The sequence below is a fragment of the Yinghuangia sp. YIM S09857 genome (assembly GCF_051388915.1).
GTDB lineage: Bacteria > Actinomycetota > Actinomycetes > Streptomycetales > Streptomycetaceae > Yinghuangia.
The window spans coordinates 135,209-151,008 of the sequence record NZ_JBPKBH010000013.1 but is presented as its reverse complement, the minus strand read 5'-3'; the positions used below and the strand labels follow the sequence as shown (position 1 = coordinate 151,008).

At 71.3% G+C, this 15,800-nt stretch carries 13 protein-coding genes; 8 read left to right on the top strand and 5 right to left on the bottom strand.

Features of this window, described 5'->3' with window-relative positions; all coding sequences use genetic code 11:
• Nucleotides 1-67: 67 nt before the first annotated feature.
• Nucleotides 68-865, bottom strand: a complete 798-nt coding sequence (locus ACRX5S_RS26040; protein WP_436775515.1) for an enoyl-CoA hydratase/isomerase family protein — start codon at nt 863-865, stop codon at nt 68-70.
• An 82-nt stretch (nt 866-947) separates the two neighbouring features.
• Nucleotides 948-1,376 (bottom strand): nitroreductase family deazaflavin-dependent oxidoreductase, encoded by a 429-nt coding sequence (locus ACRX5S_RS26035; RefSeq protein WP_436775514.1) that lies wholly within the window; start codon nt 1,374-1,376, stop codon nt 948-950.
• A gap of 204 nt (nt 1,377-1,580) precedes the next feature.
• Between ACRX5S_RS26035 and ACRX5S_RS26030 the strand changes: the two genes are divergently transcribed.
• Both ACRX5S_RS26030 and ACRX5S_RS26025 read left to right on the top strand, forming a co-directional pair.
• Nucleotides 1,581-1,850 carry a hypothetical protein gene (locus tag ACRX5S_RS26030; RefSeq protein ID WP_436775513.1) on the top strand — a complete coding sequence of 90 codons (270 nt, stop codon included), beginning with the start codon at nt 1,581-1,583 and terminating at the stop codon, nt 1,848-1,850.
• A gap of 125 nt (nt 1,851-1,975) precedes the next feature.
• Entirely contained in the window at nt 1,976-3,148 is a 1,173-nt protein-coding gene (locus ACRX5S_RS26025) for a T4 RnlA family RNA ligase (RefSeq protein WP_436775512.1), read from the top strand.
• A gap of 73 nt (nt 3,149-3,221) precedes the next feature.
• Here the strand turns inward: ACRX5S_RS26025 and ACRX5S_RS26020 are convergent, their stop codons facing one another.
• The gene (locus ACRX5S_RS26020) at nt 3,222-4,763 is read right to left on the bottom strand and encodes an MFS transporter (RefSeq protein ID WP_436775511.1); all 1,542 of its coding nucleotides are present in this window, start codon (nt 4,761-4,763) and stop codon (nt 3,222-3,224) included.
• 134 nt (nt 4,764-4,897) lie between these two features.
• Entirely contained in the window at nt 4,898-5,788 is an 891-nt protein-coding gene (locus tag ACRX5S_RS26015) for a phosphatase PAP2 family protein (RefSeq protein WP_436775510.1), read from the bottom strand.
• A 341-nt stretch (nt 5,789-6,129) separates the two neighbouring features.
• Here ACRX5S_RS26015 and ACRX5S_RS26010 point away from each other — a divergent pair, with 341 nt between their 5' ends.
• The 4 genes from ACRX5S_RS26010 (at nt 6,130) to ACRX5S_RS25995 (ending at nt 12,534) form a co-directional block, all read left to right on the top strand.
• On the top strand, nt 6,130-6,984 hold the full coding sequence (locus ACRX5S_RS26010; RefSeq protein WP_436775509.1) for a response regulator transcription factor: 855 nt from the start codon (nt 6,130-6,132) through the stop codon (nt 6,982-6,984).
• Nucleotides 6,981-8,096 (top strand): HAMP domain-containing sensor histidine kinase, encoded by a 1,116-nt coding sequence (locus ACRX5S_RS26005; protein ID WP_436775508.1) that lies wholly within the window; start codon nt 6,981-6,983, stop codon nt 8,094-8,096. Before ACRX5S_RS26010 ends, ACRX5S_RS26005 begins: the two co-directional genes overlap by 4 nt.
• A gap of 330 nt (nt 8,097-8,426) precedes the next feature.
• A complete protein-coding gene (locus tag ACRX5S_RS26000; RefSeq protein ID WP_436775507.1) occupies nt 8,427-12,233 on the top strand; it encodes a multifunctional oxoglutarate decarboxylase/oxoglutarate dehydrogenase thiamine pyrophosphate-binding subunit/dihydrolipoyllysine-residue succinyltransferase subunit in 3,807 nt (1,268 codons plus the stop codon).
• A 124-nt stretch (nt 12,234-12,357) separates the two neighbouring features.
• Nucleotides 12,358-12,534 carry a DUF6104 family protein gene (locus ACRX5S_RS25995; RefSeq protein WP_436775506.1) on the top strand — a complete coding sequence of 59 codons (177 nt, stop codon included), beginning with the start codon at nt 12,358-12,360 and terminating at the stop codon, nt 12,532-12,534.
• 190 nt (nt 12,535-12,724) lie between these two features.
• Here ACRX5S_RS25995 and ACRX5S_RS25990 read toward each other — a convergent pair whose 3' ends face one another.
• A complete protein-coding gene (locus tag ACRX5S_RS25990; RefSeq protein ID WP_436775505.1) occupies nt 12,725-13,600 on the bottom strand; it encodes a DUF4184 family protein in 876 nt (291 codons plus the stop codon).
• A gap of 247 nt (nt 13,601-13,847) precedes the next feature.
• Here ACRX5S_RS25990 and ACRX5S_RS25985 point away from each other — a divergent pair, with 247 nt between their 5' ends.
• Together ACRX5S_RS25985 and ACRX5S_RS25980 are read left to right on the top strand one after the other, a co-directional pair.
• The gene (locus ACRX5S_RS25985; RefSeq protein ID WP_436775504.1) at nt 13,848-14,672 is read left to right on the top strand and encodes a DUF4097 family beta strand repeat-containing protein; all 825 of its coding nucleotides are present in this window, start codon (nt 13,848-13,850) and stop codon (nt 14,670-14,672) included.
• Complete coding sequence (locus tag ACRX5S_RS25980) at nt 14,669-15,721, top strand: helix-turn-helix transcriptional regulator (protein WP_436775503.1); 1,053 nt, start codon at nt 14,669-14,671, stop codon at nt 15,719-15,721. The genes ACRX5S_RS25985 and ACRX5S_RS25980 overlap by 4 nt, the downstream gene beginning before the upstream one ends.
• Nucleotides 15,722-15,800 lie beyond the last annotated feature (79 nt).

Genomic DNA, 15,800 nt, shown 5'->3' with positions numbered 1-15,800 from the left:
GCCCGGCGCAGCAACTGTCACAGAGCCCGCACGACACCTGCCGTCCGACAGTGCCGAGGGGCACGACCTAATCGGTTCCCCACGTGAAGTCGGGGGCTCGGCGCTCGGTGAACGCCGCCAGGCCTTCACGTACGTCCGCCGACGCCCGCGAGCGCTGCTCCCACGCCTGAACGCGTTCGGGGTCGGGAGTCGGGGTCGCCAGCAGGTCCTTGGCCGCGCGTACGGTGAGTTGGGAGCGGGACGCCACGGTGCGGGCGAAGGCGTACACGCGCTCCTCGGCGTCGTCCGGCAGGAAGACGTCTTCCACCAGGCCCACCCGCAAAGCCTGCTGACTGTCCATCAACTCCGCTGAGAACAGCAGGTACTTGGCGGTGGCGACGCCCACGAGGCGGGCCAGGCGGGCGGTCGATCCCGAGTCGTAGACGATGCCGAGCTTGGCCGGGGTGACGCCGAAGCGCGCGGTGGCGTCGGCGAAGCGCAGATCGCAGGCGACGGCGAGTTGGCAGCCGCCGCCCACGCACGCGCCGCGTACGAAAGCGATGGTCGGCTTCGGAAAGGCGGCGAGCGCCTGTTCGGCCGCGGCGTTGAGGGCGTGGTACGCGTCGGCCGATTCGGGAGTGGCGTAGTGGCCCTGGAGTTCGCGGATGTCCGCGCCCGCGGAGAACACGTTGTCGGTGCCGGTGAGCACGAGCACGCGTACCTCGCGGTCCGCCTCCAGGCCGGCCAGGATGCCGGGGATCGCGGACCACATGGCCGCGGTCAGCGCCCCACGGGCCTCGGGCCGGTCGATGCGCAGCGTCGCGACGCCGTCCTCGACGCCGAGGACCAGCCCGGCGACGCCGGTGTCCACCTGTCGTGCACCCATGTCCCTGCCCCGCCTTCCTCCGCCGTACCGGCCGCGCGAGGGTCCGGTCCTGTGGCGACCACCGTACGGGGGCCGCCCGGCGCTACCCGGCGAGGGGTTCGAGCACCAGCACGGGGATCGTCCGCGCGGTCGCGGCCTCGTAGTCGCCGAAGGACGGCACAAGCGCCTTGTGCGCCGTCCAGAGGCGGTCCCGCTCGGCCGGGTCCGTGACTTCGGTGGCCCGTACGACGACCGTCCGGCCCCCGGCCTCGACGAGCGCGGCCGGGTCGGCGAGCAGGTTGCGGTACCACTCCGGGTGCCGGTCGGAGCCGCGGTTCGAGGCGGTGACGACGTACTGTGTGCCGCCGCCCGAGTACGCGAGCGGGGACGTACGCGGCACGCCCGACTTGCGGCCGGTCGTGGTCAGCAACAGCATCTGGCGCCCTTCGAACGCCCCGCCGAGACGACCGCCGTTGGCCCTGAACTCGGCGATCAGCGCGTCGTTGAAGCGCTTCATGTCCTGCGGGCTCATGGTTCCGTTCCTGTGAGTGCGTGGTTGTTTCGGCCTTTGTCCAGGTGCCCTGGAGCCGCGCCTCGGACGGTACGCGGCACCCCGCCGGTATCCGCAACGGAACCGGGCACCGACACGCCCACCGGTGGCCGATACCTCGCGGGCACTCGCCGTTTGTCCACTAGAAACGGACCAGACACATCAAAGACCAAGAAAGAACCCAATATGCGTAATCGCCTCGTAGTGCCACCGCTCGTCGCCGCCGCCGCGGCCGCCGGACTCGCCTCCGCCGGATCCGCCCAGGCGGCCCCCGGCCAGGCCGCCGCCGAACCGCTGCTCAAAAACCTCGCGCTCCAGTCCGACTGCGGGGAGAGCGGACGCGACCTCGGCAAAGCGTTCCACCTCGGCGGCCCACTCCCCGTCGACCACGCGGGCTGCGCGAGCACCGACCACCAGACGCTGCGCCTGGACACCGATCATCTGACCGGTCTCTGACGGCCCCCGACCATCGGACGCCCGTCACCGCCCCGAAAACCCCGCGCGCGACCCCCGAAGCCGCACCCATAATCGGGCCCCATCCGGTGCCGACCGTCGCCCGCCGGTGCCGACGAGGGGGTTCCATGTCCACGTGGTCCGAGCCGTCCACGACGACCACACGACCTACCTGGCGCCCGCTCTCCGACCTGCTCCCACCCGACGAACTCGCCGCCGAGGTCGCCGCCGGTCACGTCCGGCGCACGCCCCACCCGGCACTCCCCCTGTCGGTGTACGCGTACACCCCTCGCTGCGTCTTCTCCAATCACTGGACGCCAGTCACGGCCTGGTGCCGCGGCCTCGTCGTCGACGACACGTCCGGCGAGATAATCGCGCACCCGTTCCGCAAGTTCTTCAACGCCGACCAGCACCAGGCCGGTTCGCCGTTCGCGCCGCCGCTGCCGACCGACGAGCCGTTCGAGGTCTACGACAAACTCGACGGCAGCCTCGGCATCGTCTTCCACTTCGCCGACCGCTGGCACGTGGCGACCAAGTCGGCGTTCGCGTCCGAGCAGGCCGTGTGGGGCCGGAAGTGGCTGGACGGGCGCGACACTTCGGGGCTGCGGCCGGGCGCGACGTACCTCGCCGAGATCATCCACCCCGGCAACCGCATCGTGGTCGACAACGGCGACCGGGAGGGCATGGTCCTGCTCGGCGCGTTCGGCCCGGACGGCGGCGAACTGCCGCTCGCCCGGGCCGCGGAGGCGTGGCGCACGACGGGCGGCGACGCGGCGGTCGTACGCCCGCACACGGTCGGCTCGCTCGACGAACTGCTGCGCCTCGCGCACGACAGCCGGGGGCTGGACGGTGACGCGCTGTCCGGCGTCCAGGCCGAGGGCTGGGTCGTACGCTTCGCGTCCGGCCTGCGCGTGAAAATCAAGCTGGCCGACTACGTACGCCTGCACGGCGCGATGACCCACACCACGGAGCGCTCGGTGTGGGAGGCCCTGGCGGCCGGAGCCGAGGTCGCCGAGTTGTTCGATCGCATGCCGGACGAGTTCCGCACCTGGGTCCTCGACACCGCGGCGCGCCTACGCGGCGCCCACGCGGACCGGATGGCGGCGGCGCGGGCGGCGTACGCGGAGATCGGCCCGACGCCGGACCGCCGCACCTTCGCCGAGCGCGTCCAGGACCCGCGCTATCGGGCACTCAAGGGCGCGCTGTTTCTCCTGCTCGACGACCGGCCGATCGACCGCTGGGCGTGGCAGGCCGTCAAGCCCCCGCCCGGCGCGCCGTTCCGCCCTGCCGAGATCGGCTGAACCGGCGGTCGGCCGGGCGGCACCCGCACCAGACACCCCCGCGTCAGAGGCCCACGCATCAGACCCCCACGCGTCAGAGGTCCGAGTCGGCAGCTCCCCGCTCGCCCCGCGCTCCCGACTGCACCGCCGACACGTCCCCCTCCAACGGCGGCGCCCCCACCGCGCAATTGGTCTTGCACGCCGGCTCCGCGTGCGGTGCCTCGTCCGGCGCCGCCTCCAACGCGTCCGAACGCACCGTGAACCACGCCAGCAGCGCGCCGAGCACCAGCAGCCCCGCGCAGATCCACATGGCCTTGTCGAAGCCCGAGTCGACCGTCGACGGGACGCGGTACCCGTCCCCGGTCATGCCGACGATCGCCGGGAGGCCCGCAACCGCCAACAGGCCCGCCGCCCGCGCGGCGGCGTTGTTGACGCCCGAGGCGATGCCCGCCCGCGCCACGTCCACCGACGCCAGGACGGTCGCGGTCAGCGGGGCCACGGTCACCGACAGCCCCAGGCCGAGCAGCGCGACACCCGGCAGCACCTCGGTGATGTACGGCGCGTCCGCCCCGATCCGCAGCATGAGCAGCAGCCCTCCCGCGCACAGCAGCGGCCCGACCGTCATCGGCAGACGCGGCCCCACTCGCTTGGCCAGCTCGCCCGCCCGCGCGGACAGCAGCAGCATCAGCACGGTGATGGGCAGCGTCGCGAGGCCGGAGTTCTGCGGCGAGTAACCGGAGACCGTCTGGAGTTGCAGGACCAGGAAGAACAGGACCGCGCTGAGCGCGGCGTACACGCACAGCGTCACCACGTTGACGGCGGTGAACTGGCGCGACGAGAAGACGTCCAGCGGCAGCATCGGCTCGCGTACGCGCCGCTCGACCACCACGAACGCGACGCCCGCCGCGATGCCCGCGATCCCGGCGATCACCGCGGTCGGCAGCGAGTCCGGCGCGACGATGAGCGCCCACGTCACCCCGGCCAGGCCGAGCGCCGCGAGGGCCGCCCCGCCGATGTCGAAGCGGCCGGACTGCCGGACGTCGAACGTCTCCGGCACGTGCTTGAGCGCCACCGCGATGGTGACCGCCGCGAGCGGCAGGTTGATCAGGAAGATCCATCGCCAGTTGACCGAGTCGACCAGCCAGCCGCCCAGGAACGGCCCGATCGCGGTCGCCACGCCGCCGAGCCCGGACCACGCGCCGACCGCGCGCGGCCGGTCGTCGGCGTGGAAGGTCGCCTGGATGATGGCCAGCGACCCGGGTGTCAGCAGGGCCCCGCCGATGCCTTGCAGGGCACGGGCGAGGATCAGCATCTCGGCGTTCGGCGCGATGCCGCACAGCAGCGAGGCGACCGCGAACCATGCGACGCCGATCACGAAGACCTTGCGGCGCCCGTAGCGGTCGCCGAGCGCGCCGCCGAGCAGGATCAGGCCCGCGAGCGTGAGGGTGTACGCGTTGACGATCCACTGGAGCGCGGACACCGACGTGTCCAGGTCCCGGCCGATGGTCGGCAGCGCCACGTTGACGACCGTGCCGTCCAGCATGACGATGCCGGAGCCGAGCACGGTGGTGAGCAGGATCCACCGGCCGGTCGCCGAGCCGTACCTGATCTCGCCCACCCGCGCCGCGTCAGCCATACCCCCGATGATGGTGCGTCGGCGGGCGGGTCGCGCGCTGGACCGGGCACGGAAGAGCCCGTACGAGCGGGGCTCGCACGGGCTCTCGGGTTCGTTGCGGTTACGCCCGCAGTACGTCGCTCTCAGCGGCGCGGTCAGCGCACGGGAACGCGTGGCGCGGGGATTATCCGGACCAGCTTCGCGTGCGGCGAGCGGTCCGGGAAGGGGACGATCACCATCGCGACGGCCAGCAGGAGGGTCGCGACGAACGCGTCCAGCCAGTAGTGGTTGGCGGTGACGACGATGACCAGGAGCGTTATCGCCGGGTGCAGCCAGATGATCTTGCTGCCCGCGCGGCGCAGCGGGTCGCGGTTGCACCAGACGGCCATGACGCCGATCGCGACGACGATGGCCCAGCCGAAGTGCAGCGAGGGCATCGCCGCGTACTGGTTGGCGATCTTGGCGCCGGCGCCGGAGTAGGGGGAGGTGCCGTCGGCCATGCCGGTGTCGACGAACTTGTAGCCGTACTCGTTCATGAGCCGGGGCGGAGCCAGCGGCACAAGAATGTGGATGACCAGCGCGACGCCGGTCATTATCGCCAGCAGATTCCTTATCCACTTGTAGTGGTCGCGGTGCCGGACCCACAGCCAGATCAGGAACGCCACAGTCACCGGGAAATGCACCCAGGCGTAGTACTGGTTGGCGAACCCCCGCAGCCACGCCGACTGGATCCACCACTCCTGGACGACAGACTCGTCCGGAAGTCGCAGGGTGTTCTGGAGGGTCAGGATCTCCTTGGCGTTGTTGACGGCCGTGCTCGTCTCGCCGGACGCCAACCCGCGTCCGAACTTGTACACCAGGAACAGTGCGGCGACGAGCAGCAGCTCGCGGAAGGCGTCGCGCGCGTACCCGATGCGCTTGGCGCGCTTCGCCGCGGCGATCTCCTCCGCGGTGAGCGGCTTGGGCTCGGCGACTTTCGCGGCAGGTACGGCAGTGACGGAGAGAGCCGGCTGCTTGCTCGCCCTCGCCTTGAGTCTGCTGATCACCGCTCCCCCATCTCCGTCCTGACATACAGTCAGATATGCCGTCTTCGTAACCACTTCACTGCCCGCAGTCACCAAGTGGCGAATTTGGGCCGTCGGCCAGCCTAAGCCCGCCGTCAACCTGCAACACAATCAGCGGCCTTCGGCCCGCAATCTCTCAGACACCGCGAGGCCGAATTCGGTTGCCGCTTTCCCGGGGAATCCGCGGCTTCGGGACACCCCCGAGGACCTACCCGAGACTACGAGCCGGGCCATGGGGCGCACATCCGCCTGAGGACGGAGCCCGTCCCCTAAGGTCTCAACCTCTGTACGGACACGGGTGTTCCCTCCGTACGCTGCGGTCCATGACCGACCACAACGCGTCCCCGTCGTCGTCCGCCCCGCCGCACTCCTCAACCACCGCGGCGACGGCCGGAGCCGCGGCCGGCCCCGGGGAGCAGCGCCTCGTCCTGGTCGTCGAGGACGAGCCGACCATCGCCGAGGCGGTCGCCGCGCGGCTGCGCGCCGAGGGGTTCCGGACCGCGGTGGCGACGGACGGCCCGGCCGCGGTCGCGCTGGCCGAGCAGACGCGGCCGGACATGGTCGTCCTCGACGTCATGCTGCCGGGGCTGGACGGCCTGGAGGTGTGCCGCCGCATCCACGCCGCGCACCCGGCCGTACCCGTGCTCATGCTGACCGCGCGCGACGACGAGACGGATCTGCTGGTCGGGCTCGCGGTCGGGGCCGACGACTACATGACCAAGCCGTTCTCGATGCGCGAGCTGGTCGCGCGCGTGCACGTGCTGCTGCGGCGGATGGAGCGGGCCGAGGCCGCCGCGCGGCAGTCGGCGCCCGAGACGCTGCGGCTCGGCGCACTTCGCGTGGACCGTACGCAGCGCCGCGTGCACCTGGACGGCGCGGAGGTGCACCTGACGCCGACCGAGTTCGACCTGCTGGTCTGCCTCGCGTCCCGGCCGCGCGCGGTGCTGTCGCGGGAGCAGCTGCTGGCGGAGGTGTGGGACTGGGTGGACGCGTCGGGCACACGTACCGTCGACAGCCACATCAAGGCCCTGCGCCGCAAGCTGGGCGCGGAGTGGATCCGGACGGTGCACGGGGTCGGGTACGCGCTGGAGACGCCCGGCACGCCCGGAACCTCGGGCACCGCGCCCGGTACGCCGTCCGGCACCGTCCCCGGCCCGTCCACGCCCTTCGCCGGGTGACCCCCGTGCCCCGGCCCACGTGGATGAACGCCCGGCCGCTGGACCCCCTGCGGTCGATCAAGACGAAGCTCGGGGTGCTGGTCGTCACCTCGGTGTTCGTCTCGACCCTGCTGATGATCCTCGGGCTGCGGGCCGAAGTGCAGTTCCGGTACATGTTCGTCGTCACGTCGCTGGCCTGCCTGTCCGTGACGCTGCTGCTCGCGCACGGCATGACCTCGCCGCTGCGCGAGATGACCGCCGCGGCGCGCGCGATGGCACGCGGCGACTACTCGCGGCGGGTGCGGGACACCTCGCGCGACGAGGTGGGGCAGCTCGCGAGCGCGTTCAACCGCATGGCGTCCGACCTCGAACAGGTCGACCGGCACCGGCGCGAACTGGTCGCGAACGTCTCGCACGAGCTGCGCACGCCCATCGCGGGCCTCCAGGCGCTGCTGGAGAACATGGTCGACGGCGTCCAGGAGCCCGACAAGGAGCACCTGGGCCAGGCGCTCACCCAGACCGAGCGGCTGGGCCGCCTGGTCGCGGACCTGCTCGACCTGTCGCGCCTGGACGCCGGGGTCGTGCCGCTGCGGCCGCGCGAGTTCGCGGTGCGGCCGTTCCTGGAATCGGTGCTGCGCGAGGCGGAGGCGCTGGGCCACGACGTGGTGTTCGTGGTCGACGTCGAGCCGGCCGCGCTCAAGGCCGTCGCGGACACCGAGCGGCTGCACCAGGTGGTCAGCAACCTGCTGGCCAACGCCTGCCGCCACTCGCCGCCGGGCGGCCGGGTCAGCCTGCACGCGCACCAGGACGAGGGGCCGGGCAGCCTGCGCCTTGAGGTGCAGGACCAGGGGCCGGGCATTCCGCGCGAGGAGCGTACGCGCGTGTTCGAGCGCTTCATCCGGGGCGGCGACCGGTCGGCGATCGGCGGCGAGGGGGCCGCGGTGCCGTACCGCGGCGCGGGGGGCCGGCGCGAGGGCGGCGGGACCGGTCTCGGGCTGGCGATCGCGCGCTGGGCGGTGGATCTGCACGGCGGCGAGATCGCGGTCGCGGAGTCGCTGTACGGGTGCCGGATCAGGGTCGTGTTGCCGTCCGACGGGCGGGTGTCGCGCCTGGAAGCATGGACGTCCGATTGATGACGTTCCGTGACGATGTACAAATCCTCACAAGCCGACTTCTCGCACAGGTGTACTGGCCAACCACAGGTGGGCGCGTGTTCAGCGCGGAGTCGGGGCGGAATGTGGATAGGCACCGACGTTCCGGTTATGACGTTCCGTCACCTAGAATCCCCTACAAAGGGACAATTCTCCGCCCTTCGGTCATCTCTCTGTGATCTACGCGACGCGTAGGACGTAGGGCCTGCGCACCATGGCCGAAAGGGCGTAGCCTTGTTTCCCGCTGTCCACCACCCCAGGAAGCGGAAGAGGGCGGTTGCCGCCGTGTCGTCACAGTCCCCTAGCAACCCGATGGCCAGCTTCGGCCCCAACGAGTGGCTTGTCGACGAGATCTACCAGCAGTACCTACAGGACCCCAATTCTGTGGACCGTGCTTGGTGGGATTTCTTCGCCGACTACAAGCCCAGCGGAGACGCGGTAGCCGCACCCGCCGCAGACTCGTCGAACCGGAGCGGTCCCATCACCACCAGCACTCCGAGTGCGACCGGCGCCGCCGGCACCGCGCCCGCACCGAGCCAGGCCGCACCCGCGGCAGCCCCCGCCACCGTTCCCGCGGTTCCGGCAGCCGCCGGCTCGACGGCGACGACACCGGCACCGGCGTCCAGCCATCCGATGGTCACCAGCGGCGTATCGACCAACGCCGCCGCGACCGCAGGCACCACGGCCCCTGCCAAGCCGACGCCCGCGGACCCGCCGGCGCCCGCCGCCCCGAAGTCGGCCGCCCCAGCGCCGGCCCCGGCAGGCGCGGGCCCCGAGACCGTGGCCCTCAAGGGCCCGGCGGCCCGCGTCGTCAGCAACATGGACGCGAGCCTGACGATCCCGACCGCGACCAGCGTGCGCGCCGTTCCGGCGAAGCTGCTGATCGACAACCGCATCGTGGTGAACAACCACCTCAAGCGGGCCCGCGGCGGCAAGGTCTCGTTCACGCACTTCATCGGCTACGCGCTGGTGCAGGCGCTCAAGACGATGCCCGCGATGAACCACGGCTACCAGGAGAAGGACGGCAAGCCCTTCCTGGTCAAGCCCGAGCACATCAACCTCGGCCTGGCGATCGACCTCACCAAGCCCAACGGCGACCGGCAGCTCGTCGTGGCGGCGATCAAGAAGGCCGAAGAGATGGACTTCTTCGCCTTCTGGCAGGCGTACGAGGACATCGTGCGCCGGGCCCGCGCCAACAAGCTCACGGTGGACGACTTCCAGGGCGTCACGGTCTCGCTGACCAACCCGGGCGGCATCGGCACCGTCCACTCCGTCCCGCGCCTCATGCCCGGCCAGGGCACGATCGTCGGCGTCGGCGCGATGGAGTACCCCGCCGAGTTCCAGGGCGCGTCCTCGGACACCATGGCCCGCCTCGCGGTCAGCAAGATCCTCACCCTGACGAGCACCTACGACCACCGGATCATCCAGGGTGCGCAGTCGGGCGAGTTCCTGCGTCGGATGCACCAGCTCCTCCTGGGCGAGGGCGGGTTCTACGACGAGATCTTCGCCTCCCTGCGCATCCCGTACGAGCCGGTGCGCTGGGTGCAGGACATCTCCGCCAGCCACGAGGACGACGTCAACAAGACGGCGCGCGTGCAGGAGCTGATCCACTCGTACCGCGTGCGCGGCCACCTGATGGCCGACACCGACCCGCTGGAGTACAAGCAGCGCCGCCACCCGGACCTCGACGTCGTCGAGCACGGGCTGACGCTGTGGGACCTGGAGCGCGAGTTCGCGGTCGGCGGGTTCGCCGGGCAGTCGATGATGACGCTGCGCGAGGTGCTGGGCGTGCTGCGCGACTCGTACTGCCGCACCGTCGGCGTCGAGTACATGCACATCCAGGACCCGCAGCAGCGGAGCTGGATCCAGCACCGCATCGAGCTGCCGCACACCAAGCCGGACCGCGAGGACCAGCTCCGCGTGCTGCGCAAGCTCAACGCGGCCGAGGCGTTCGAGACCTTCCTGGCCACCAAGTACGTGGGCCAGAAGCGCTTCTCGCTGGAGGGCGGCGAGTCGACCATCCCGCTGCTCGACGCGATCCTGTCGTCGGCCGCCGAGGCGGGCCTCGACGAGGTGTCGATCGGCATGGCCCACCGCGGCCGCCTCAACGTGCTGACCAACATCGTCGGCAAGAGCTACGCGCAGGTCTTCCGCGAGTTCGAGGGCAACATCGACCCCAAGTCGATGCACGGCTCGGGCGACGTGAAGTACCACCTGGGCGCCGAGGGCACGTTCACCTCCGAGGACGGCGCGCAGGTCAAGGTGTCGCTGGTGGCGAACCCGTCGCACCTGGAGGCCGTCAACCCGGTCCTCGAAGGGGTGGTGCGCGCCAAGCAGGACATCATCGACATGGCCGGCGCCGGCTTCACCGTCCTGCCGCTGCTGCTGCACGGCGACGCGGCCTTCGCGGGCCAGGGCGTCGTCGCCGAGACGCTGAACATGTCGCAGCTGCGCGGCTACCGCACCGGCGGCACCGTGCACGTGGTGATCAACAACCAGGTCGGCTTCACCGCCGCCCCGGCCGCGTCGCGCTCGTCGATGTACGCCACCGACGTGGCCCGCATGGTCGAGGCGCCGATCTTCCACGTCAACGGCGACGACCCCGAGGCGTGCGTGCGCGTCGCGCAACTGGCGTTCGAGTACCGGCAGGCGTTCCACAAGGACGTCGTGATCGACCTCATCTGCTACCGCCGCCGCGGGCACAACGAGGCCGACAACCCGTCGTTCACGCAGCCGCTGATGTACGACCTGATCGACAAGAAGCGCTCGGTCCGCAAGCTCTACACCGAGGCGCTCATCGGCCGCGGCGACATCACCGTCGAAGAGGCCGAGCAGGCGCTGAAGGACTACCAGGACCAGCTGGAGAAGGTCTTCGCGGAGGTCCGGGAGGCCACCACCGCGCAGCCCCTCGCGCACGCCGAGCCGCAGCCGCTGCCGGAGTTCCCGGCGGGCGCGCAGACCGCGATCGCCGCCGAGACGGTCAAGCGCATCGTCGAGTCGCAGATCTCGCTGCCGGACGGCTTCACCGTGCACCCGCGCCTGCAACCGCAGTTGCAGCGCCGAGCGGCCATGGTCGAGGACGGCACGATCGACTGGGCGATGGGCGAGACGCTGGCGTTCGGCTCGCTACTCATGGAGGGCCACCCGGTCCGCCTGGTCGGCCAGGACTCGCGGCGCGGCACGTTCGGCCAGCGCCACGCGGTGCTGGTGGACCGCGAGTCGGGCGGCGAGTGGACGCCGCTCGCGAACCTCACCCCCGAGCAGGCGAAGTACACCGTCTACGACTCGCTGCTCAGCGAGTTCGCGGCGATGGGCTTCGAGTACGGCTACTCGCTGGCGCGTCCCAACGCGCTGGTGCTGTGGGAGGCGCAGTTCGGCGACTTCGCCAACGGCGCGCAGACCATCATGGACGAGTTCATCTCGTCGGCCGAGCAGAAGTGGAACCAGCACTCCGGCGTCGTGCTGCTGCTGCCGCACGGCTTCGAGGGCCAGGGCCCCGACCACAGCTCGGCGCGCATCGAGCGCTACCTGCAACTGTGCGCGCAGAACAACATGACGGTCGCCTCGCCGACGCTGCCCAGCAACTACTTCCACCTGCTGCGCTGGCAGACGCACAACCCGCACCACAAGCCGCTGGTGGTGTTCACCCCGAAGTCGATGCTGCGCCTCAAGGCGGCGGCCTCGAAGATCGAGGAGTTCACCTCCGGCGAGTTCCGCCCCGTCATCGGCGACACCACGGTGGACCCGACGAAGGTGCGGCGCGTGGTCATGACCTCCGGCAAGTTCTACTACGACCTGGAGGCCGCGCGGACCAAGGCGGGCGCCGACGACGTCGCGATCGTGCGCGTCGAGCGGCTCTACCCGCTGCCGGTCGAGGAGATGCGCACCGAGCTGACCCGGTACGGCATGGAGCGGTACGGCAACGGCCTGGAGCTCGTGTGGGCCCAGGAGGAGCCGGCCAACCAGGGCCCGTGGCCGTTCATCGCCCTCAACCTCGTCGAGGCCGGGCTGCCGACACCGCGCCGCATCGCCCGCCCGGCGGCGTCCTCGCCCGCGGTCGGCTCGGCCAAGCGCCACGAGGCCGAGCAGCAGGAACTGGTCGCCGAGGCCTTCAAGTAGCACCCGCGGCCCGGACCCGCACCGGTCCGGGCCCGCATTACCGACGGGTCCGCCCCGGCGCCTACGATGCGCCGGGGCGGACCCGTCCGTTCATCCCACCGAGCGCCGTCCCACGGGAGAGCACGTGTACTTCACCGACCGAGGCATCGAGGAACTGGAGAGCCGCCGCGGCGAGGAGGAAGTCACCTTCGCCTGGCTGGCCGACCACCTCCGCACCTTCGTCGACCTCAACCCCGAGTTCGAAACCCCCGTCGAACGCCTGGCCACCTGGCTCGCCCGCCTCGACGACGAGGACGACTGACCTCGGAACTCAACCCGGGCGTTCTCCAGAGCGTCGTCGACGCTCTGCGCGGACACCGCGCAGGTTGTGGCCATGGGCACATCATTGACCCCGGAGAGTACTGGGGTGGCGCGTCGCCAGGGGTTCATTGGTTCGCGTGGACCGGGCTGAAGCCACTGCCGGTCGCGGTGGGTTCTGGCAAGTGCCGCGGTCAGGGGGTGGGGAGGCGGTGGGAGGGTTTGGTGGATTGCCAGAGCATGGCGGTGGTGCCGTAGAGGAGGAGGGCGGCGGCGGTCCAGCGGCCGAAGCCGGTGGCGAGGTGGAAGCCGAAGACGTCGAAGGGCTGTTCGGTGTAGCCGTGTGAGGCGCGGATGGCTCCGGCGAGGCCGGTGAGGACGAGGGCGCCGACGACGGCCAGGCGGGCCGGGACGGGGATGCGCAGGGCGGGGCGCGGGGGGTGTGCCGGGAGAGCGGCATAGCGGCGCAGGGACCACCAGGTGAGGGCGATCAGGCCGACGAAGGTGCTCGCGTACTGAAGGACGCTGAACCACGGGCGGTCGTCCGGCAGGAAGCTCGGTTCGCGCAGCCAGGGGGCGACGTCGGCGACGCCGGGGTCGTTGAAGTGGGTCCAGGCGTCCCAGAAGACGTGGGTCATCGCGCCGATCCACGCGGAGAGGGCGAACCATCCGGCGGCGCCGAGGAGTTCACGGAAGGCAGAACGGCCCTCGCGGCGGGCCGCGCGCAGCTCGGCGGGGAGGCGCGGTAGCAGCGGGGTCTCGACGCGCGCGCGTACCGTCTCGGGGAGCAGGGCGAGCAGCGGGCGCAGGAGCAGCAGGTGCCACACGGCGACCGCGACGGCGGTGAGCGCCAGGTTGTACATGAGGACGCCCGGCACCACCGCGTGGGTGTCGTCCCGGGTGAACGAGAACGGCAGGAAGCCGAAGTCGAAGAAGAGCACCGCGTCCGGGACCATCGTGGCGAAGGCCATAGCGGACGCGACGAGCGGTCCGCGCCGCGCCCCGGTGCCGGTACGTGTCCCCGACTGCATGGGCAGCACGGCGGCGATATGGCTCACGGTGAAGGGCATGCGCGGTCCTGGGTGTGGTTGCGGGGCGGTCGTCCGGGACCGCACGGTCCACACTCTCCCGGCCCGCTGACGCCCCGGTTGTAGGACTCGCGGGAACAGCCGGTGGTTCCCGGCCTCTTGACGCCTCGTCAACGCGATATATCGTGGATTGCGGGAGCACGCGATATATCGCGTATCGCGGCCACCGGACCATCCGCATGGCCATGGTGCGCCCTGCCGCGCACGGCCGGAAGGGGAGGGGGGATTCATGTCCCAGTGGACCGTCGCCAAACCGCAGGTGCTCGACTTCGACCCCGTACGCGTCGTACGCGTGCGCGCGGTCGCCGGAATCGTCGACGTGGTCGGCACCGACGGACCGGCACGGCTGGAGGTCTCGGCGGTGGAGGGGCCGCCGCTGGACGTCCACCACGAGGACGCGTCCGCCGAACTCGTGGTCGGCTACGACGACCTCGCCTGGAAGAACCCGAAGACCTGGCTCGACCGCCAGGTCCACGGCCGCAGTTGCACGGTCTCGCTCGCGGTGCCGTGGGACTGCACGATCGACGTCGCGGTGATGTCCGCTCACGGCACGGTTTCCGGGGTCCACGGCAGCGTCACGGTGCGCAGCGTCGCGGGCGGCATCACGCTGGTCGGCCTGACCGGTTCGGTCGACGCCGCGACCGTCGCGGGCAGCGTGGAGGCGGAATCGCTGGCCGGCGACTTCCAGGTGGCCACCGTCTCCGGGGACCTCACCCTCGTGGAGGGCACCGGCGGACGCGTCCGGGCACATTCGGTCTCCGGCGCGATGGTCATGGACCTCGACGCGTTCGGGCGCAACGATGTGCACCTGTCGACGATTTCGGGCGCGCTGACGGTACGTCTGCCGCACGACGGCGACATGGACGTCGACGTCCGCTCGTCGGGCGGCACGGTCGGTTCGGCGTTCGAGGGCCTGACCGCCCGCACCGCGTTCGGAACCTCGCGGCTGGTGGGCACGTTGGGCGGGGGGACGGGCCGTCTGAGGATCAACTCGGTGTCCGGCGACGTCGCCCTGCTGCGGCGTCCCGCACCGGAAGGAAAGGTAAGCGTATGACCCCGGTCTTCGGCCACGGACGCCTTCGGCTGTACCTCCTCAAGCTGTTGGACGAGAGCCCGCGCCACGGCTACGAGATCATCAGGCTGCTCCAGGACCGCTTCCTCGGCCTGTACGCGCCCTCCGCCGGCACCGTCTACCCGCGCCTCGCCAAACTGGAGCAGGAGGGCCTGGTCACCCACTCGGTCGAGGGCGGCCGCAAGGTCTACCGCATCACCGAGGCGGGCCGCGCCGAACTGAGCGAGCGCCAGGCGGAACTGGACGCCCTGGAAACCGAGATCCGCGAGTCGGTCTACGAGCGCGCGCGGGAGATCCGCGACGAGGTCCGCACCTCGGCCCGCAACCTGCGCGACGAACTGCGCCAGGCGGCACGGGACGTACGCGACGACTCCGCCCGCCCCGGCGGCTCCCGCGGCGGCCGCCCGTCCTCCCCTCCCCCGTGGCGGGTCCCCGGCGGAGGCGGCAAGGACGACCCGATGTCGGCGTGGGCCAAGAGCCTCGGTCCGGCGCTGTCGCAGAAGATGGTCGACCTCGCCGAGGGCCTGGCCCAGGGCCTCGCGGGCCTCACCGAACAGCGGGCCCACCTGCTGGAGGAGGAGATCCGCAAGCGCTTCGGCCCCGACCCGGAGGCCGACGACCAGCGCGCCGACCCCTGGCGCGCGGAGACCGACCCCACCGGCGACCCGGCCCACGGCACCGGCGGCGACGGCCCGCGCCCGGGGCCCACTTCGGACCCCGACTCCGACTCGGATTCCGACACGGACAGCACGTCCAACCCCCGGCCGGGAGCGAAGTCCGGTCCGCAGTCAGGCCCGAAGTCCGGTGCCAGGGGCGGCCCCAAGGGCGGTCCCAACGGCGGCAAGGGCGGCGGTGGCAGGCACAGCGTGCCCGACCTCGACCTCCACGTGCAGCGCCTCTTCGACCGCTTCCGCACCGAAATCGACACCGCCGCCGGGCACGCCGGCCTGACCCCGAGCCAGGTCGACCGAGCCCGCGACATCCTGGTGCAGGCCTGCTCCGACCTCAAGAACATCTTCAACGAGGACTGACGCACATCCACCCGCGAACGCCCGGCCGACTCCCGAACCACCGGGAGCCGGCCGGGCGTTCGCACGCACGTGCGTCCTT